This is a genomic window from Chitinophagaceae bacterium (genome assembly GCA_016710165.1).
In the GTDB taxonomy this organism is placed as follows: Bacteria; Bacteroidota; Bacteroidia; order Chitinophagales; family Chitinophagaceae; genus Ferruginibacter.
The window spans coordinates 1-13883 of the sequence record JADJLJ010000007.1 but is presented as its reverse complement, the minus strand read 5'-3'; the positions used below and the strand labels follow the sequence as shown (position 1 = coordinate 13883).

22 protein-coding genes are annotated in these 13883 nt (G+C 49.8%); all 22 read right to left on the bottom strand.

Annotated features, from left to right (window positions below; all coding sequences use genetic code 11):
• Positions 1-15: 15 nt before the first annotated feature.
• On the bottom strand, positions 16-600 hold the full coding sequence (locus IPJ02_17595; GenBank protein ID MBK7377290.1) for a class I SAM-dependent methyltransferase: 585 nt from the start codon (positions 598-600) through the stop codon (positions 16-18).
• A 191-nt stretch (positions 601-791) separates the two neighbouring features.
• Positions 792-1148: a hypothetical protein gene (locus tag IPJ02_17590; GenBank protein ID MBK7377289.1), complete on the bottom strand. Its 357-nt coding sequence runs from the start codon at positions 1146-1148 to the stop codon at positions 792-794.
• 214 nt (positions 1149-1362) lie between these two features.
• Positions 1363-1626 carry a hypothetical protein gene (locus tag IPJ02_17585; GenBank protein MBK7377288.1) on the bottom strand — a complete coding sequence of 88 codons (264 nt, stop codon included), beginning with the start codon at positions 1624-1626 and terminating at the stop codon, positions 1363-1365.
• A 154-nt stretch (positions 1627-1780) separates the two neighbouring features.
• Positions 1781-2743 (bottom strand): hypothetical protein, encoded by a 963-nt coding sequence (locus IPJ02_17580; GenBank protein MBK7377287.1) that lies wholly within the window; start codon positions 2741-2743, stop codon positions 1781-1783.
• Positions 2736-3023 (bottom strand): hypothetical protein, encoded by a 288-nt coding sequence (locus IPJ02_17575; protein ID MBK7377286.1) that lies wholly within the window; start codon positions 3021-3023, stop codon positions 2736-2738. Before IPJ02_17575 ends, IPJ02_17580 begins: the two co-directional genes overlap by 8 nt.
• 501 nt (positions 3024-3524) lie before the next feature.
• Positions 3525-5231 carry a terminase large subunit gene (locus tag IPJ02_17570; protein MBK7377285.1) on the bottom strand — a complete coding sequence of 569 codons (1707 nt, stop codon included), beginning with the start codon at positions 5229-5231 and terminating at the stop codon, positions 3525-3527.
• A complete protein-coding gene (locus IPJ02_17565; GenBank protein ID MBK7377284.1) occupies positions 5228-5443 on the bottom strand; it encodes a hypothetical protein in 216 nt (71 codons plus the stop codon). The genes IPJ02_17570 and IPJ02_17565 overlap by 4 nt, the downstream gene beginning before the upstream one ends.
• On the bottom strand, positions 5440-5937 hold the full coding sequence (locus IPJ02_17560; protein ID MBK7377283.1) for a phage terminase small subunit P27 family: 498 nt from the start codon (positions 5935-5937) through the stop codon (positions 5440-5442). The genes IPJ02_17565 and IPJ02_17560 overlap by 4 nt, the downstream gene beginning before the upstream one ends.
• Positions 5934-6269 carry a hypothetical protein gene (locus IPJ02_17555; GenBank protein ID MBK7377282.1) on the bottom strand — a complete coding sequence of 112 codons (336 nt, stop codon included), beginning with the start codon at positions 6267-6269 and terminating at the stop codon, positions 5934-5936. The genes IPJ02_17560 and IPJ02_17555 overlap by 4 nt, the downstream gene beginning before the upstream one ends.
• 25 nt (positions 6270-6294) lie before the next feature.
• Positions 6295-6969 (bottom strand): hypothetical protein, encoded by a 675-nt coding sequence (locus IPJ02_17550; protein ID MBK7377281.1) that lies wholly within the window; start codon positions 6967-6969, stop codon positions 6295-6297.
• Between the two features lie 75 nt (positions 6970-7044).
• Complete coding sequence (locus IPJ02_17545) at positions 7045-7389, bottom strand: HNH endonuclease (GenBank protein MBK7377280.1); 345 nt, start codon at positions 7387-7389, stop codon at positions 7045-7047.
• Positions 7373-7756 (bottom strand): hypothetical protein, encoded by a 384-nt coding sequence (locus IPJ02_17540; protein ID MBK7377279.1) that lies wholly within the window; start codon positions 7754-7756, stop codon positions 7373-7375. Before IPJ02_17540 ends, IPJ02_17545 begins: the two co-directional genes overlap by 17 nt.
• 12 nt (positions 7757-7768) lie before the next feature.
• A complete protein-coding gene (locus tag IPJ02_17535; GenBank protein ID MBK7377278.1) occupies positions 7769-7996 on the bottom strand; it encodes a hypothetical protein in 228 nt (75 codons plus the stop codon).
• On the bottom strand, positions 7993-8661 hold the full coding sequence (locus IPJ02_17530; GenBank protein MBK7377277.1) for a glycosyltransferase: 669 nt from the start codon (positions 8659-8661) through the stop codon (positions 7993-7995). The genes IPJ02_17535 and IPJ02_17530 overlap by 4 nt, the downstream gene beginning before the upstream one ends.
• Positions 8662-8851: 190 nt before the next feature.
• Positions 8852-9067, bottom strand: a complete 216-nt coding sequence (locus IPJ02_17525) for a hypothetical protein (protein ID MBK7377276.1) — start codon at positions 9065-9067, stop codon at positions 8852-8854.
• A gap of 1015 nt (positions 9068-10082) precedes the next feature.
• On the bottom strand, positions 10083-10547 hold the full coding sequence (locus IPJ02_17520; GenBank protein MBK7377275.1) for a hypothetical protein: 465 nt from the start codon (positions 10545-10547) through the stop codon (positions 10083-10085).
• Between the two features lie 2 nt (positions 10548-10549).
• Positions 10550-11020, bottom strand: coding sequence for a hypothetical protein (locus IPJ02_17515; GenBank protein ID MBK7377274.1), 471 nt, complete (start codon positions 11018-11020; stop codon positions 10550-10552).
• Positions 11017-11217 (bottom strand): hypothetical protein, encoded by a 201-nt coding sequence (locus tag IPJ02_17510; protein ID MBK7377273.1) that lies wholly within the window; start codon positions 11215-11217, stop codon positions 11017-11019. Before IPJ02_17510 ends, IPJ02_17515 begins: the two co-directional genes overlap by 4 nt.
• Positions 11218-11268: 51 nt before the next feature.
• A complete protein-coding gene (locus tag IPJ02_17505; GenBank protein ID MBK7377272.1) occupies positions 11269-11754 on the bottom strand; it encodes a hypothetical protein in 486 nt (161 codons plus the stop codon).
• The gene (locus tag IPJ02_17500) at positions 11751-12080 is read right to left on the bottom strand and encodes a hypothetical protein (protein MBK7377271.1); all 330 of its coding nucleotides are present in this window, start codon (positions 12078-12080) and stop codon (positions 11751-11753) included. Before IPJ02_17500 ends, IPJ02_17505 begins: the two co-directional genes overlap by 4 nt.
• The gene (locus IPJ02_17495) at positions 12077-12610 is read right to left on the bottom strand and encodes a hypothetical protein (protein ID MBK7377270.1); all 534 of its coding nucleotides are present in this window, start codon (positions 12608-12610) and stop codon (positions 12077-12079) included. Before IPJ02_17495 ends, IPJ02_17500 begins: the two co-directional genes overlap by 4 nt.
• A gap of 356 nt (positions 12611-12966) precedes the next feature.
• Complete coding sequence (locus IPJ02_17490) at positions 12967-13221, bottom strand: type IV toxin-antitoxin system AbiEi family antitoxin domain-containing protein (GenBank protein MBK7377269.1); 255 nt, start codon at positions 13219-13221, stop codon at positions 12967-12969.
• Positions 13222-13883 lie beyond the last annotated feature (662 nt).

Genomic DNA, 13883 nt, shown 5'->3' with positions numbered 1-13883 from the left:
CCGCTTGTTCATTTTTCAAAGTTGAACTTTCCAACAATAAAAAGGCCGGTGTTCGGCGTCGAAATCATCCGACGGAATGGTGACAACGCGGCCGCCAAATATCTCATCAACAACCTCTTTCACTTCATGCGGTGCATTGTAGTCGTGCCCCGCAATTATGCCGCCGGGCTTAACCTTAGGCAGCCATGCCAAAATATCTTCGCGTACCCGGTGGTACACATGATCGGCATCAATGAACACAAAGTCAACGGACTGATCGGCAAAGTTTACCGCCGCTTCGGCGCTGCCGGACTTAATCGTTTGGTATTTGCGGGCTAATTCAGGCCCCATGTGGGCATGAAATACGTCTACCATTTCCATGCCGTTATGCGGCCAAGGGAAGGCATCAACGGCTACCATATTCACGTTCTTTCCTTCATTCAGGCAGGCGACCGTGCCCCATCGGAAAGATTCGCCCCAATATACGCCGATTTCTACCCAGGTGCCGCCGTCGGGTATCCATCGGGCTATCTGTTCGTAGAAACTGTGGAAATTGCAAAAACTCCCCTCTTTCAGGTGTCTTTGCTCGTATTGCGGCGCTTTTTCTGCTTTTTTAGCCATTTTTCAAATCTTTCTAATTTTAAACCGATACTTTTTTCTGTGAAATAACCAAAGCAAAATGAACACAAAAACGGCTTTTATTAGGCTGAATTTGGTTGGGTATAGTGTTCGGTAAAATCGCGTCCTACCTTCATACCATATCGGAACGCCTGTTGTTTCGATGTCGTCAATTGCGTTAATTCGGTAATCGCTCATGGCCTTAATATCCTGTTTGTGATAGGTATGCGCACAATATTCACCCCCAACATATCCAACGTGTATTTGTGGTACGATTCGGTGTGGAACGGCTTGCCCGCATCAAAGTGCGTTTTGTGGTGGTGAAATACGCTATAATACTTTTCCATGCTTTGCCGGTTTCCAAACGCAAATTGGTCGTTAACCCCTTCCCGGTAATCGTTGCCCTCCGGGATGTAAACCGTGTTATTCTCCATTGGCCACTGCGGAAAGTCAACGCCGCCGCCCTCCAGGATGATGTCGTACCGAATACGGACGTAACAATCAAACCCCTCCGGCGCTAACTGCCATGCGTTCCACATTCCGCGCCACATCGACAGCGTGTTTTCCGGCTGCGATTCCGTTTCGGGGTATTCATTGCCCCGGTAGTAATGCCGCCACTCGTCGCGGTGGTACGGCGTCAGGTCGTGCGTTGTCTCGTTGTAGTGGACAACGTGCGCCGGTGCCGGGCGCAACACTTCGGCGTGATTGCCCTTGCATTGCTCCCATGTGCGGAGGTGGCCAGAATATATGAGGCAAACGGTCATCTTAACTAAAGTCAATTGAAAAAGTCATGCTTGCAATATTGTCATTCAAAGAGTAAAAATTATTTGCTTTGATTGCCGAAACAGACAAAACGCCCGGCTCGATTACCCAAAAACACAAAGCATATTCGTCTCCATCGCCGTCAATCCCTGGCCCACTTATCTCATCATTTTTTACCGGATTCTTTAGCAAAAAACCGGCGTCGATGACTGCCGCCATACTTTCGGCGTCTTGCAGGACTTCCTTTGAGATGCGGCAGGTGTTCATGGCTCTTGCTTTTCCGGCACTGGGTGGGTTAAGTTATTGGCATAAAGCAAAATATATACCGCTAAGGTTGCCCATCCGCCTATTTGCTCATAAAGGATATACAAAGCCGCCGAAGCGACAAGTATGGCAAAAATTATCCTCATCCATCTTTTGTTCATACTGCCGTTTGCGCTAAAAAGTGAGGCACAAGTGCAAATATGCTTTCCGCCCGCATCCGCGCCGTGTTGAGTAAATTATAGTTCTCCAGTATATGCGCCTTCGAGGCTGCCCACAATTCGCAGGCTTCTGAATAGGGTAGAACTTCGGCGCTGGCAAATTCCCATCCCGGACGTCCGGCGTAGTTGGTAATGCAGTAGCCGCCGCCCATCGTTGCGCCTAACCAGTTGATATTACTTTTATGATCGTTGAACGCGCACGGCGTTAATGGCTTCCACATGGCGTTGATCCCGTTTTGCCGGAAGGAAGCCATATAAACGTCCACATCGTCGATGTATGGGATTAGTTTCGTATTGGCCGAATGATCCAACGGGGGTTTGTAGCCGAAGAAAATCCAGGCCGCTGCCTTGTCTTTGTTGGCGTCGTACCATGTCCGCCCGGCCATAAGGTCGTGCACTTGGATAGATTTCCCTTGCCAGCCAAACAGCCCCATATCCGGCGTCGGCTCGTCGGGCATATCGGTGGGCAGTATGGCGTTTGGGATAACCAACCCTTCCGGGTGGATGGTTTCAAGGAAAGCGGGGGTACTAAACCAAAACTGTGAAGCGCAACGGAGCGCCGCCGTGTACTGCTCCCGGACTTCCTTTTTCTGGAATACGCTGTAAAGTTCGTGCGTGTCAGGGCAGGCCATTACGGCGTCATCCTCATCAAAAATCACGTGACGGCCTTGCATCCGGGCTTTTTCGATCAACTTTACCAGAGCGCCGGCATCTCCCCCGCTTGGCCTCCGCGTGATGACAATATCATGCTCCATAATGTCGGCATACGTCATCCGCTCGTACTTGTACGTCAGGTGAAATACACCGGGGTAAAGTTGGCGCATAACGTCCAGTGGGCGGTATAGCCGCCAATAGCCGGTGTTTGAAAGGTAGGTTTGTTCAAGTACGAGGATTCTAATCATTTTGCTGTTTTGCTCGTTTTTCGTATGCTTTAAGACATTGCAATGCAGCCCAATTCAATACGGCATTTTCATGCTCTGTAAGTAGTTCTCCGAGAACTTCCATCGCAATTGAATATCGGCCATCGGGCCGGTGCATTATAATGTCAAATAAAAAAACGTTCCGCGACTCTGCAAATCCCACTTCCGCAATAATTGTTTTTACCCCGTCGTATTCAAATACCCAAAGATTGCCGCCGCGCGCCGTTTTGTCTTTTTTCAGGTTGGTTATTTTATTCTCCATTTTGTTTTTTTTTTTTTTTTTTTTTTTTTTTTTTTGCGGGTTTTTTTTCCCCTTTTCCGTTGCGCCCACGGCGCGGGCTCCGCCACCCTCCCAATTTAAAAAAATTCGGCTTTCCCCACCCGTTTTAAATTATATTTTATTGTTGGTTGGGTGGGGCCCCGCTCCTTTTTTGTGTTTTATTTCTTTTTTTTTTTAACAACAACTGGGGGCTCTTTGGGCGGCCTTTTTGTCCCCCCCTCACCCCTTAATTTCTCCGGGAGGGGGGGGGAAGGGGGGGGGAATTTAAGGTCCGTCGGCGTCGGCTCTTCTTTTTTTGTTTTTTGTTTGCTGGTTTTTTGGTTTTTTTTTTGTTTTTTTTCCTTTGGGGTTTCGGGGGCGGGCCCCGCCGGGTTTGTCGGCGTGTTTGGGTTGTTCTTTCGCTGGGGGGGTTTTTGTTTTTTTTCAAGTTGTTTTGTTTTCCATTTTACATTGTTTTTAAAATTCCGTTTCCGGGTTCGTTTTTCATCCTATCATTATTAAATCACTTTCAAATAGGTAACTACCCTGCGGCGTTTCGCCCCGTTCTTTCAACCATTGCCCCATCGCGTTTAACGTCGCTGCGATGCCGTCGATCTTTTCGGCGCTTTTGCCTTTCGAGGGTAGGTAGTTGTTGTTTCTGTCGCTGCGTTGCATACTCACATTTGCCATGTTCCAACGCAAAACCGGGTGCCCGGCGTGGGTTATGGTTTTGCCGTAGATGCCGTGTTCCAGGTGCAGGGCTGCCGGGGTTAAATAAAGCCATGTTTGCGGGGCAACCTCCATTCTCATTCCGTCCTCCATTAATGCCGGTACAATATAAGACGAAAACTGCCGGTCAAACCCGATACTTTGCAAGTAGTACGGCTGGCATATTTCGACAATATCCCGCCGTATTAGTTCGTAGTCGGCTACGTCGCCCGGCGTTGTTCGTAATGTCCCATCCCGTACCCATTGCTCCACAAACGGGCGGCGGCTGCGGTGTTGTTGTACGGCATCCTCCGGTATCCAGTAGTAAGGAATAACCACGCCTTTTTTATCGTCAACCGGGGGGAAATACAAAACGAAAGAATTGAAGTCATTTGTTGCTGCCATATCCAACCCGCCCCAACATTCGCGGCTTAACAGGTCGGCTTCGTCGTATTCTTCGGCGCATTGCATCCACTTTTCATCCGGTATCCATCCCGACGAACCGGCCTGCTCAATATTCAGGTTTTTGACTTTGAAGTCAATTTCCTTTGTGACGCCCTGACTTTTTATCTTGTTATATTCGGTTCGTAGTCCGGTCATGGATACCGATATTTCAAGGCCGGGATTTGCCTTGCACCATACCGCCTCGTCACGCCAATCGTCGCCTTCGTCCAATTCGTAGACGAACGCCAATAACTCATCATTTTCAGTTATGCCGGTCAGGATGTTTTTACACGCGGTCAAAAATTGGCTGTTCGGCCCCAACGGTTTATACCCGGCGGTGGTGATCATCCAGGTCATTGGGTCGTCAACTTTGACCATGCCGGATTCCATCACGTTTAAAAGGTCGTCATTATCCCATGCGTGTATTTCGTCTGCCAGCACGTAATAAGGGCTTGCGCCGTCCTCGGCCTCACTGTCTCTACCCAAATACGTCACCCAGGAAAGCGCATCCGTCCGGCTGACTTTTGTGGAGGTGTGGCCGGTCGGGATGTTTAACATTTGCCCAAGTTCGGGAAAATCCGAAACAAGCATTTTCATCATTGTCCGCTGCCTATCCCATCCTATTTTGGCTTGGTCTTTCTTGGTGGCTATCCAGTACACCTCCGGGTCGGTGGCATTGTCGAACAAAAAGCCAATGACGCCAATCGTTACCAGATTAGCCGTTTTGGCATTGCCGCGCCCTACTTTGCAGTACACTTTCCGAAATCGTTTGCCGTCGCCGTCCTCCCGTCTCCATCCGTATGCCATGTACACCAACGCGGCAAACCAGGGCATAATATCGAACGGCTGGCCGGTTTCTTTACCTTTGCTGAACTTGAAAAGGTCGTACAATGCCAACACCCGCCGCGCTTCGTTTTCATCGAAATAGTACGGGAACGCCGGATCGCCAACGCGGGTAAGGTCGCGCTTGTGCCGCTCCATTGCAAGGCGTATCCACTTCCCGGCAATGATTTTGCCGGATAGGATGTCGTCTATGTATGCGGTGGCGCGTTCGATCATTTTATAAGTTGAAAAATTCCGCAAAGCAAAGCCGCCGCAAAACCAATCCACGCCAATAAACAAGACACATCCGAGCATCTTGGCTCGCCTTCGTCGGTTGTTTTTATACTTGGTCGCCAAGGTCCTTCGCGCATTTCGCCAGATGTTTCGTTTGTTGTTGTCCGTTCCGGCGGTGGTAGCGGGTTTTTGAATTGTGGTAAGTTTTCGTTCATACTGCTTTTTTAGTCGGTTGTCTGCCTTTCATCATTTCGAGGATGAGGGACGTTTTGGGCTTTTCGGGGGCTTTGATACCCATTCGGGCGCGTGGCGTCATTCCGAAATGATCCCATATCATTCGCAAAGTAGATTCGCTGTCTTTCATGTGTCGGTAGGATGGGTTTGTGATCGGCTTTTTACCGGCGCTTGTTTCAATCCAAAGTACCGTACCATTTTCCCGGACGTCGGCGGCGCAATCTTCATAAACGCACCACGTTTCCACGTAGATTTGTACGGCGTCCGAATCGGTTTCGGTTAACAGGCTTTTTTCCGACAGCCGCGCGCAAACCCAGTTCCACTTCTCAACGTGCCGGGCCGAAAAGTGATTCGGCGGCGGTATCTCCGAAACGGGGCTGACTATTAACTCAACCCGCCCGGCGTCGCGGGCTTTTCGGGTTGTCCCCTCTATTTTCTTGTCTATTGCCGATTTGATATTGTGGCCTCCTCTCATAATTCCTTTCCGTTTTTGTTCTTAATTGCGGCTTTTCGGGCTGGCTCCTTTTCGGCGGCATGGTCGATAAGGTTCAAAATTAAAACAGACGCCTTTTGCCTAATGGCGGGGTCTTCGTCGCCAATGGCGTCTTGCACGATCCGCATTAAAAGCGCCTCGCGTTTTGTTACCAATCGCGGATTGCCTTCTTCGCCGATGTCTACTTTTTCGTCTAACAGGGCGTTTGTGATCTGCTTAAGGTCGGCTTTGCTCAAAATGGCGTATCGTCTGACTTTTGCGCGTTCGCCTTTTTCGCCATGCTTACTAACCGGCCTTTGGCGTTTGAATACCAATTCTTAATTTTCTGCTTTTGATCGCTCATAGCCAAAGATTGTTATACCTAACGGCTTTGTTAATTGTTTTGTATTTCTCCAGGATATTCCGGTGAACCTCCATTGTGAAGTCGTAAAGTTCCGGGTTTTCTTCGATTGTTATATGCTCAATGTTCGATGAACTCCGAAGATTGGCGCTTCCATGAATCACGACCTTTGCCCCTTTCGGCGTCTCAAACATTGTTAGTTTGCAGTGCGTCCCGGCTGCGGCAAATTGAAAGCGGTTATCCTTGTCCAGTTTTTCGCGGATATATGGTACTAAGGATTGGCGCTCGTGTGAGTAGAAATAATCCGAAACGATCAAATTTAGGTTTTCAACATACCCGCACTCCATAAGATTTGCCAAACTATCGACGTTGTTAGGGCTAAGGCTGAGGGTTGAAATAGTCAACTCCTTTGTTCTGATATTTTGCTCAACAAACCACGCTTCGATAAAATCCCCGGCAATAAACGTGCCGTCCAAAAAGGCAAATACCCGCATACCAATTTCGGGCTTTATGTCCCTGGCAAGTTCTTCGGCAAACTTATACTTTAAACGCTTTTCCGGTATTTGCTTGCACTTTGGCGGTTTGATATACCTACTTTTTGCAAGTACCGGCCCGCCTCCGGGTTTTCCGAACGATAATTTGTCTACTTTGAATTGATTTAGTTCGTTTGCCATTTTTAGACCGGTCTAAAAAACTGTTTGGTGGCTATGTCTCGTGTTTGAGGGGGCGCCGATGTACAGCGGTTCGCGTTAAGTCGACTTGACACCCCTCCCTTCCGGGCCTGCCGTCCTGCCCGCCGCCGCGTGTCCTCCTTCCTTGCTGCTCTTGTTCCTGTGGCACGCCGTACACAACGGCTGCCAGTTGCTTTGATCCCATCCATCATGCCCGCTACTGATCGGCTTAACGTGGTCTACCGACGTTGCCGGGTTGCTACACCCATTGGTAGCGCATTGGTACTTACACGCAACCAAGAACGCCAAGCGGGCGTCACGCCATGCGTGGGTGTTGTATTTTGCCCAACGCTTAGCGTGCGTCCACGCCTTACGGGGTGGTGGCATCCAGGGGGCGCGTGTTGCTTTAGGCATTGTCGGCATCGGCTTTTATGTTTACAGTGTTGCATATTCCGCCGATTGCTACGGTCTGTATCATCTTCGCTGTTACGGTTAACTGTACAGCATTTACGCCGTGTCTGGTCTGCCTTTTAATGTAGTTGTCAACATCCAGTATCCTGCCGTCTGGCATTTGTAGCGACCATCCTTCCGTTGCTATGCGTATTGTTGTGCTGGCATTTAGCCCTATTTCATCCTCAATGAATACCAATACACTAAATGTGCAAAGCCCTTGCCTTGCCTGCTCCGTATCTTGGTATAAGGTGCTTTCAATCTGTGCCGGTATGGGTGTGCCGTCGGCTAAGCAAAGGCGCTGGCAACCGTTTGCGTCAACTTGTACTATGTATGGCATGGTCGGCATGGCTTACTCGTTGCTATCAATAGTTAACGTTACCTTTCCTGATGATTCAAACGCCTTATAAAGCGCAATTACATCAATTGCGCCAACAGATCGTAAAGTCAAAGAAACCTCCTTTGTGGGTATGGGGTTGCCCGGCTGCGGCCTTTCCTCGCTAATTAATAGGCTGCCATCTTTGGCCGCTTCGATTGAAATGCCAACCAATCCCATGCCGTCAATTATAAACCTATTCATCGTGTTTGAAGGTTAGGTAAACGCCATGTATATTCTCCCGCCATTGGCCCGCTGTCAGGCTGCCCGCCGTCGGCATCGTAGTAAATGCCAATGGTGCCGTTTTGGTAGCCGTTCTTTAGTCGGTGGTATTCTACGTTGTTAGGGCTGCCTGACTTGGTGGCCTCTACCTTTTCCAGGGTGTACGCATCGCCTCCCGGATCAATGTGGTCAATCTCGTACCCATGCAGAAAGCAGGAACGTAACCCGGCTACCTTACAACGTATCGCCGCTAACGAATCATCAAACCCATATTGAAACGGTTGGTATAGGTAACCTATCTTTTCAAGTAGTGCCGGGCTGTACGCCTGACAAGTCCCCATAACATGGTGCACATCCTCCGTAATAATCCACGTTTGCCCGGCCTCATGGGGCAACATACGCAAAACACTTCGCCATGCCGGATCGGGATACCAGGGGCATTCCCATAAATCCTTTCTTTTTAGCCCAATAATACCAATCTTCGGATCACGGATTAACGCCTCCTCCATTTCGTCAACCCATCCCGCCCGATGTATCACAACATCGTCATCCATCTTTATGCACATTTCGCCCTCTACCCGGTGTTTCCACCCCTTATTGACTGCTCTCGCCGTGCCGATGTTTTCAGGTAGGCAGATGACTTCCAAGGACTTTGCAAACAGATCCCCTTGGAATTGAAAGATATATTCGACGCATTCTCGGTGGATGGATTGGCTACGATAATGAAAATACGATGCTTTTGGAAGTCAACGGTTTTAAGCAGGCTGTCTAAAGTCTGCTTTAAGAGGGGCGCACGGTTGTTTGTTTCCGTGCAAAAAGTGGCCATACTGATTAGGCTCATGCGGGCATCGTTTGAAGCGCTGCGGCCTCTTTGGCCTTTATCGCTTGGTGAATTGAAGCCTGTTCCGCTTTAATGGCAAGGGCCAACGCTCGAAACTTCGGATCTGCCGATTGTAGCCATTCCTTTCCGCGCCGGTCGGATTCGATCATAATGTCAATCCACTCGTCGGAAGATGTGCTTTGTACTATTTCGTCAAACTTTGCCTTGTCCATTTTGCGGCGCTGTTTTGATTAGTCTTTGCTTCCTTGCCATTCCATGTACCCCGCAAATAACCCAAGCGAACAGGCAAGACTGATAAGTATGATTGCTTCAAAGTTGCTCATTATTTCCGATTGTTGACTACCTGGGTCAATCCCCATGCTAAGAGCAGAAAAAGAAGCAGGTAGGCCATGTTTTATTTTTTGAATCGGTTACCGTATTTTCGGACAACGTAAAACGCCGCTGCGGCGAACATCAACATCAAAACTACTATTGTTGTGGTATCCATACGCAAAAACCGGGCCTAATGATACCCGGCGCTACAAATGTACGAAAATGTGAACAAATAAAAAAACCGCCCCGGCATTTCGTCGGTAGCGGTCCCTCTCAACTATGGTAAAATTTATCTTAAAACCCGGCGCGCTTTCCCATCCTTGCCTGGTTAGTTTCACGCGCCGGGAACAAAACGAAATGCGCCGGCAAAGGTACTGTTGTTTGGCCCTTTGCTTCCCGGCTGGGTTGGCGGCCTTTTCAGCGCGGCTGCCTTCGCCTGTGCGGTTTCTCGTTTCTCCGTCGTTGCCCCCCTCCGGTTCTCCCCCAGCCCCGGTTGTTTCCCCGGTGTCTCCCGCCCCCCCGCCTTTTGGTCGTGGGTGTTCCCAAATTGTGGTTTTCCTGTTCCATTTTTTAATGGTTTCCCGGGAAATACCGCTGCGCCGGAATGCGGGAAACTGGAGTGCCGCGAGACGGCTGATGCGTGCTCTTCGTTGGCGGCGGCGTTGTCGGGTCTCCCCGCCCCCCTCTTCCCCCGCTCACGGCCGCGCCCCGCCGTCCAACGCCGCGCGGCTTGCCCGCGAATTTTGGCTTTGTGTGGCCCCCGTCGCTTTGTGGTCTGTTCCTCCGGCGGGCTGGGGCAAAATGCAAAGATGTCAAGCCCCACAACCGGCGGCATAAATCACGCACAACCTTTGCCGCGAATGCGCCGCTACGTGACGCCGATGGGGTCAACCATTGACGTGCCGCCGGTGCGGGTTATCTTAATATTTCTTCAACCAAATCCGTCACGTACATCGGCGGCGAAAACGCCGGATGCCGAAACCGGATTATTTTAGACCGCCTGTAAAAATGAGACGGGAAGTGGCTGTTCACCGCCTGCCCCAAAAGTACGATTAGGCTTTCATCCGGCACATTGTCGATGAACCGCTGTAATTCGCGGCTATATTCGGCGGACGGCAATTCTGGTATATATGTTGTAGAAAACAGGTTTACCTTCTTGCACGGCCGTTTCAGGCAAGCAATAACCGCGTCAATCTTGCGCCCGCTTTGCGTAGTCGAGCAAAGCGCCGGCAGTCCCGGCTTGTGATGTATTCCTACAAAGTATATCATTTTCTCTTTTGCTTTTTCATTCAGCAATTCAACCATGCGGGAATATGTGATTTCTTCCCGCTGTAACTGTTGTTCCAATTGTCGCATGAAAGCGACGGTTATTCTTGCCATACCTACCTTTGCTCTGTTGGCCAAACATAATCGCGTTGGCCATTGCCTTTCGTTTGCGCAGGCATTTGCATCGCTTCCCGCTTATCCGCTTCGCGTAGCGTCACAATGTTGGTACGCATATCGTTCAAAATCGTTTCCAAATTCCGGTTCAAGTTTTTCAACCGTTGCCAGATTTCAAATAGTTCCGGGTTTTTCCCGGCCATGTATTGGCCCGTCATGGTGGATGATCCTTTGATGACCTTCAACGCCTCATTGCTCACCCCTGCTTCAACTGCCCGAAAGTAGGCCTTTGAGTATTCGGCCTCTGCCCTGGCGCTTTCCGTGCCAATATGAACCAACCAGCCGTGAACGTCGCCAAACCACACGTGTAGTTCATCCATCGCAGTCATGGCCGGGCACGACTTAACGAGGTCGTCAACGAATTGGCAGGTTTGCCGCCAAATTATAATCTGTTTTTCTTGTTCGGGTGTCATGGCTTAATCGTTATTTCAATCGCGACCAATTCAATGCCGGTGAAGTCAAGTTGAGCGTAAAATTGTCTCAAATCTTCCATTGTCGTTTCATCCGTCATAAGTTCGGGTATTCCGGTTGTAAGTATTTCGGGCGGGCCAAAGTCGTCGAAGATTGCTATCCATTCGCCGGATGCGTTTCGGAGTGCTTTGTAGGTCATGGTGATGGATTGTCTGATTTGTGGAACCTTTCGCGGCCTTAAACCGGCCCTCTAACAAGGCTTTCGCTGGCATATTAACGCCAATTTTGCTGCATCGCGTTGATCCTGGTTAGTTGCGCCCGGCGGCAACAAAATGCCTTCCTGCTTCATTATGCCGAAAAAGACGCGGGCATCCGTGATCTTAACTCCCTTCTCTTTCGGCGATACCTGAAACACATTACGCGCTCCATATTGCAGGACGGCGGAACGGTAGGCAAGTTCGCTTACCGCCTGGTTGCATCCGACGTTCCGACCTTTCCTGGCAATTTCTGCCTTTGTGCCGGTCATATCGAAGGACTTGTTTTGCAGGTTGGAATTCTCCACACAAATGAAGCAGGACGGCGGCGCGTCGGCAGACCTTAGGAAGTCGTGCCACGAAAGCAGGTCAAACTCCATGAAGCGAATCGTTTTATCCTCCATATCCAGGATAGCGGCCCAAAAACCGCCTGCGCGGAAAGCGGGGTCAACCCCTATGTAAATTGGTCGTGGTGTGGTCATCTTGTCAGGAAATAAAGTTCGTTATTCAAGTCGCGTAACTCAAAATCAAGTTTCACTTTCTTTTCAATCAGGTTGGTACTGTTTTTCATCATTTCGGCAATACGAAACTGCTCTTTTTCCCGGCGCGATAATTCTTCCACCGCTTCTAAGAACTCCGGGCGTGTCCTTTTTTCAACACCCTGATTTTGTTCCAGTAGGGCCTTGAAATCTTCCCTTATTTCGATAATATTTGAAATGGGCCGGGCTTCGATCAGGGCGTCTATTTCTTCAATCTGCCTTTTTGCGTCCGCTATTGCGGCTCTGATTATCTTTTCCTTTGTGGTCATTGCTCAATGGGTTTAAATGGAAACACGCAACCCCGGCAGTACAATTCGCCATCCTCGAAAATGTCGAATGGGGCGAATGGTATGTTTGCTACAACTAACCATGTGGTAACCGGCTCTTTTGGCAACCAACTTGCCGACACCTCAACCCGGCCCGGCTTACTTTCCTCTTTCACGTTGCCTTTTTTGCTCAAATAAACTACCGTTCCGTTATACGCCCCCGCCTCATCATAAACACTCCCCCGAAATTCGAGCAGGTCGTCGGACGCGCCAAAGGCGATGCAAAGCCCGTTTTCTTTTGCCAGGCGCTCAATTTCCGGCGTAGTTTCGTCGCCGTATTGGCGACAGTTGAGCATTTCGGATAATTGTTCTTTTGTCAATTCCATGTTTATGTTTTTCCACGTTTTCCCATCGGTCGTGTATAGCCGTGCCGTTGTATCGTACACCGTCATCCCCTCAACAAAATGATTTTCCACATCAAAGTACCAGGTAAGAAACGGCTCGTGGTCAGGGTGGGTAATTAGGTATCTCATTTGAAAACTTGTTTTGTTGCCCCGCAATATGCCAGCACTGTAACGACAACCAAACCGGCAATTATCCACCGTGTACGGTCGTCGTTAATGAGGTGCGTTAGTAGGCGTTCATCGCCGGGGGGGGGGTTTGCTCTTTGTTCCCCCCGCCCAGGGGGGCCCGTCCCCCCGTCCCGGTCCTTTTTTGTTGGGGCGGCCCGGCGGGGGGCAGCCGCCCTTTTTTTGTCTCCCGGGAAACTAACCCGGTGGGGGGTTCCTGGGGGAAAAATTTGTTGCGGGGGGGGGGGGGGGGCCCCCCTTTCCGGCCGGGGGGCGGGGGGGGGGGGGGGGGGGTGTTTAATATTTTTGTTTGTTGTCCTTCATCCGAATAAATCAGTTTGCCCCGCGTCAATTGTTGCGGGTTTGTTTTTTGTGCCTTTGCCGATCTTGTACCGGCCCTTTTCCTCACGTTCCAGCAACCCGGCGTTAACCATGCGGCTCAACCTGTCGCCTACGTGCTTACTGCCGTTGTGGTAATATTCGCGCCCGAACTCCTTTACAGCCTCCGCTTTTGTGAAGGAACCGCCTACGCTACGGGCAAAGGCTAATATCTCTTTTTGTTCGGATGTAAGCATGATGTTTATTTTGTGGAGGTTTCCGGAATCGAACCGACTTCTCCCGCTTCACGCGGGTATTCTGCCTTTGAACTATGCCCCCGTAAAACCGCCTACCATTACAGCGGCGGCATATTGAACCAAGTCGTTGCCCCGGCGCTTTTGCCGGGCAGTAATCCAGTGAGGGAGGCGGGAATCGAACCCGCACGGAGTATAGTTGATGTTAGTTGCCACCACACGGGGATATACGTTATGATTTTCATCAACCTTTGTTTAGGGTCGCGCTGGCTTGCCTTTTATTTACGCAACTTGTCTTACAGCCAACCATGAATCGCCCCTTCCTAAGCCGTTACTTTAGCGTCTACCAATTCCGCCACTCCCCCGTAATTGCTGGTCTATTCCCGGCTGCCATCGGAGTTTCACGGTACCTCAAGAACGCCGATAAACTTGATTTTCTTTAATTTGCTATTCGCGCATGACCGAAAGTTTAGGTTAAAAATATATCCGTTTGGATTGCCTCACAAAAGTAGTACACTTATTTCGTTAATCCAAATTTTGCCCCAAAAAAAATGCCCGGAAAGTCTCACAACTCGCCGGGCCATTTCCCCAAAAATACCAAATAGAATACAAATATAACCATTCTCCCGATTAAAACAAAATGCGCCCCCACTTTTGGAGGCGCT

Coding starts and splice junctions, on each gene's coding strand:
- IPJ02_17595 (MBK7377290.1), bottom strand. CDS start 600: ATGGCTAAAAAAGCAGAAAAAGCGCCGCAATACGAGCAAAGACACCTG.
- IPJ02_17590 (MBK7377289.1), bottom strand. CDS start 1,148: ATGTGGCGCGGAATGTGGAACGCATGGCAGTTAGCGCCGGAGGGGTTT.
- IPJ02_17585 (MBK7377288.1), bottom strand. CDS start 1,626: ATGAACACCTGCCGCATCTCAAAGGAAGTCCTGCAAGACGCCGAAAGT.
- IPJ02_17580 (MBK7377287.1), bottom strand. CDS start 2,743: ATGATTAGAATCCTCGTACTTGAACAAACCTACCTTTCAAACACCGGC.
- IPJ02_17575 (MBK7377286.1), bottom strand. CDS start 3,023: ATGGAGAATAAAATAACCAACCTGAAAAAAGACAAAACGGCGCGCGGC.
- IPJ02_17570 (MBK7377285.1), bottom strand. CDS start 5,231: ATGATCGAACGCGCCACCGCATACATAGACGACATCCTATCCGGCAAA.
- IPJ02_17565 (MBK7377284.1), bottom strand. CDS start 5,443: ATGAACGAAAACTTACCACAATTCAAAAACCCGCTACCACCGCCGGAA.
- IPJ02_17560 (MBK7377283.1), bottom strand. CDS start 5,937: ATGAGAGGAGGCCACAATATCAAATCGGCAATAGACAAGAAAATAGAG.
- IPJ02_17550 (MBK7377281.1), bottom strand. CDS start 6,969: ATGGCAAACGAACTAAATCAATTCAAAGTAGACAAATTATCGTTCGGA.
- IPJ02_17545 (MBK7377280.1), bottom strand. CDS start 7,389: ATGCCGACAATGCCTAAAGCAACACGCGCCCCCTGGATGCCACCACCC.
- IPJ02_17540 (MBK7377279.1), bottom strand. CDS start 7,756: ATGCCATACATAGTACAAGTTGACGCAAACGGTTGCCAGCGCCTTTGC.
- IPJ02_17535 (MBK7377278.1), bottom strand. CDS start 7,996: ATGAATAGGTTTATAATTGACGGCATGGGATTGGTTGGCATTTCAATC.
- IPJ02_17525 (MBK7377276.1), bottom strand. CDS start 9,067: ATGGACAAGGCAAAGTTTGACGAAATAGTACAAAGCACATCTTCCGAC.
- IPJ02_17520 (MBK7377275.1), bottom strand. CDS start 10,547: ATGGCAAGAATAACCGTCGCTTTCATGCGACAATTGGAACAACAGTTA.
- IPJ02_17515 (MBK7377274.1), bottom strand. CDS start 11,020: ATGACACCCGAACAAGAAAAACAGATTATAATTTGGCGGCAAACCTGC.
- IPJ02_17510 (MBK7377273.1), bottom strand. CDS start 11,217: ATGACCTACAAAGCACTCCGAAACGCATCCGGCGAATGGATAGCAATC.
- IPJ02_17505 (MBK7377272.1), bottom strand. CDS start 11,754: ATGACCACACCACGACCAATTTACATAGGGGTTGACCCCGCTTTCCGC.
- IPJ02_17500 (MBK7377271.1), bottom strand. CDS start 12,080: ATGACCACAAAGGAAAAGATAATCAGAGCCGCAATAGCGGACGCAAAA.
- IPJ02_17495 (MBK7377270.1), bottom strand. CDS start 12,610: ATGAGATACCTAATTACCCACCCTGACCACGAGCCGTTTCTTACCTGG.
- IPJ02_17490 (MBK7377269.1), bottom strand. CDS start 13,221: ATGCTTACATCCGAACAAAAAGAGATATTAGCCTTTGCCCGTAGCGTA.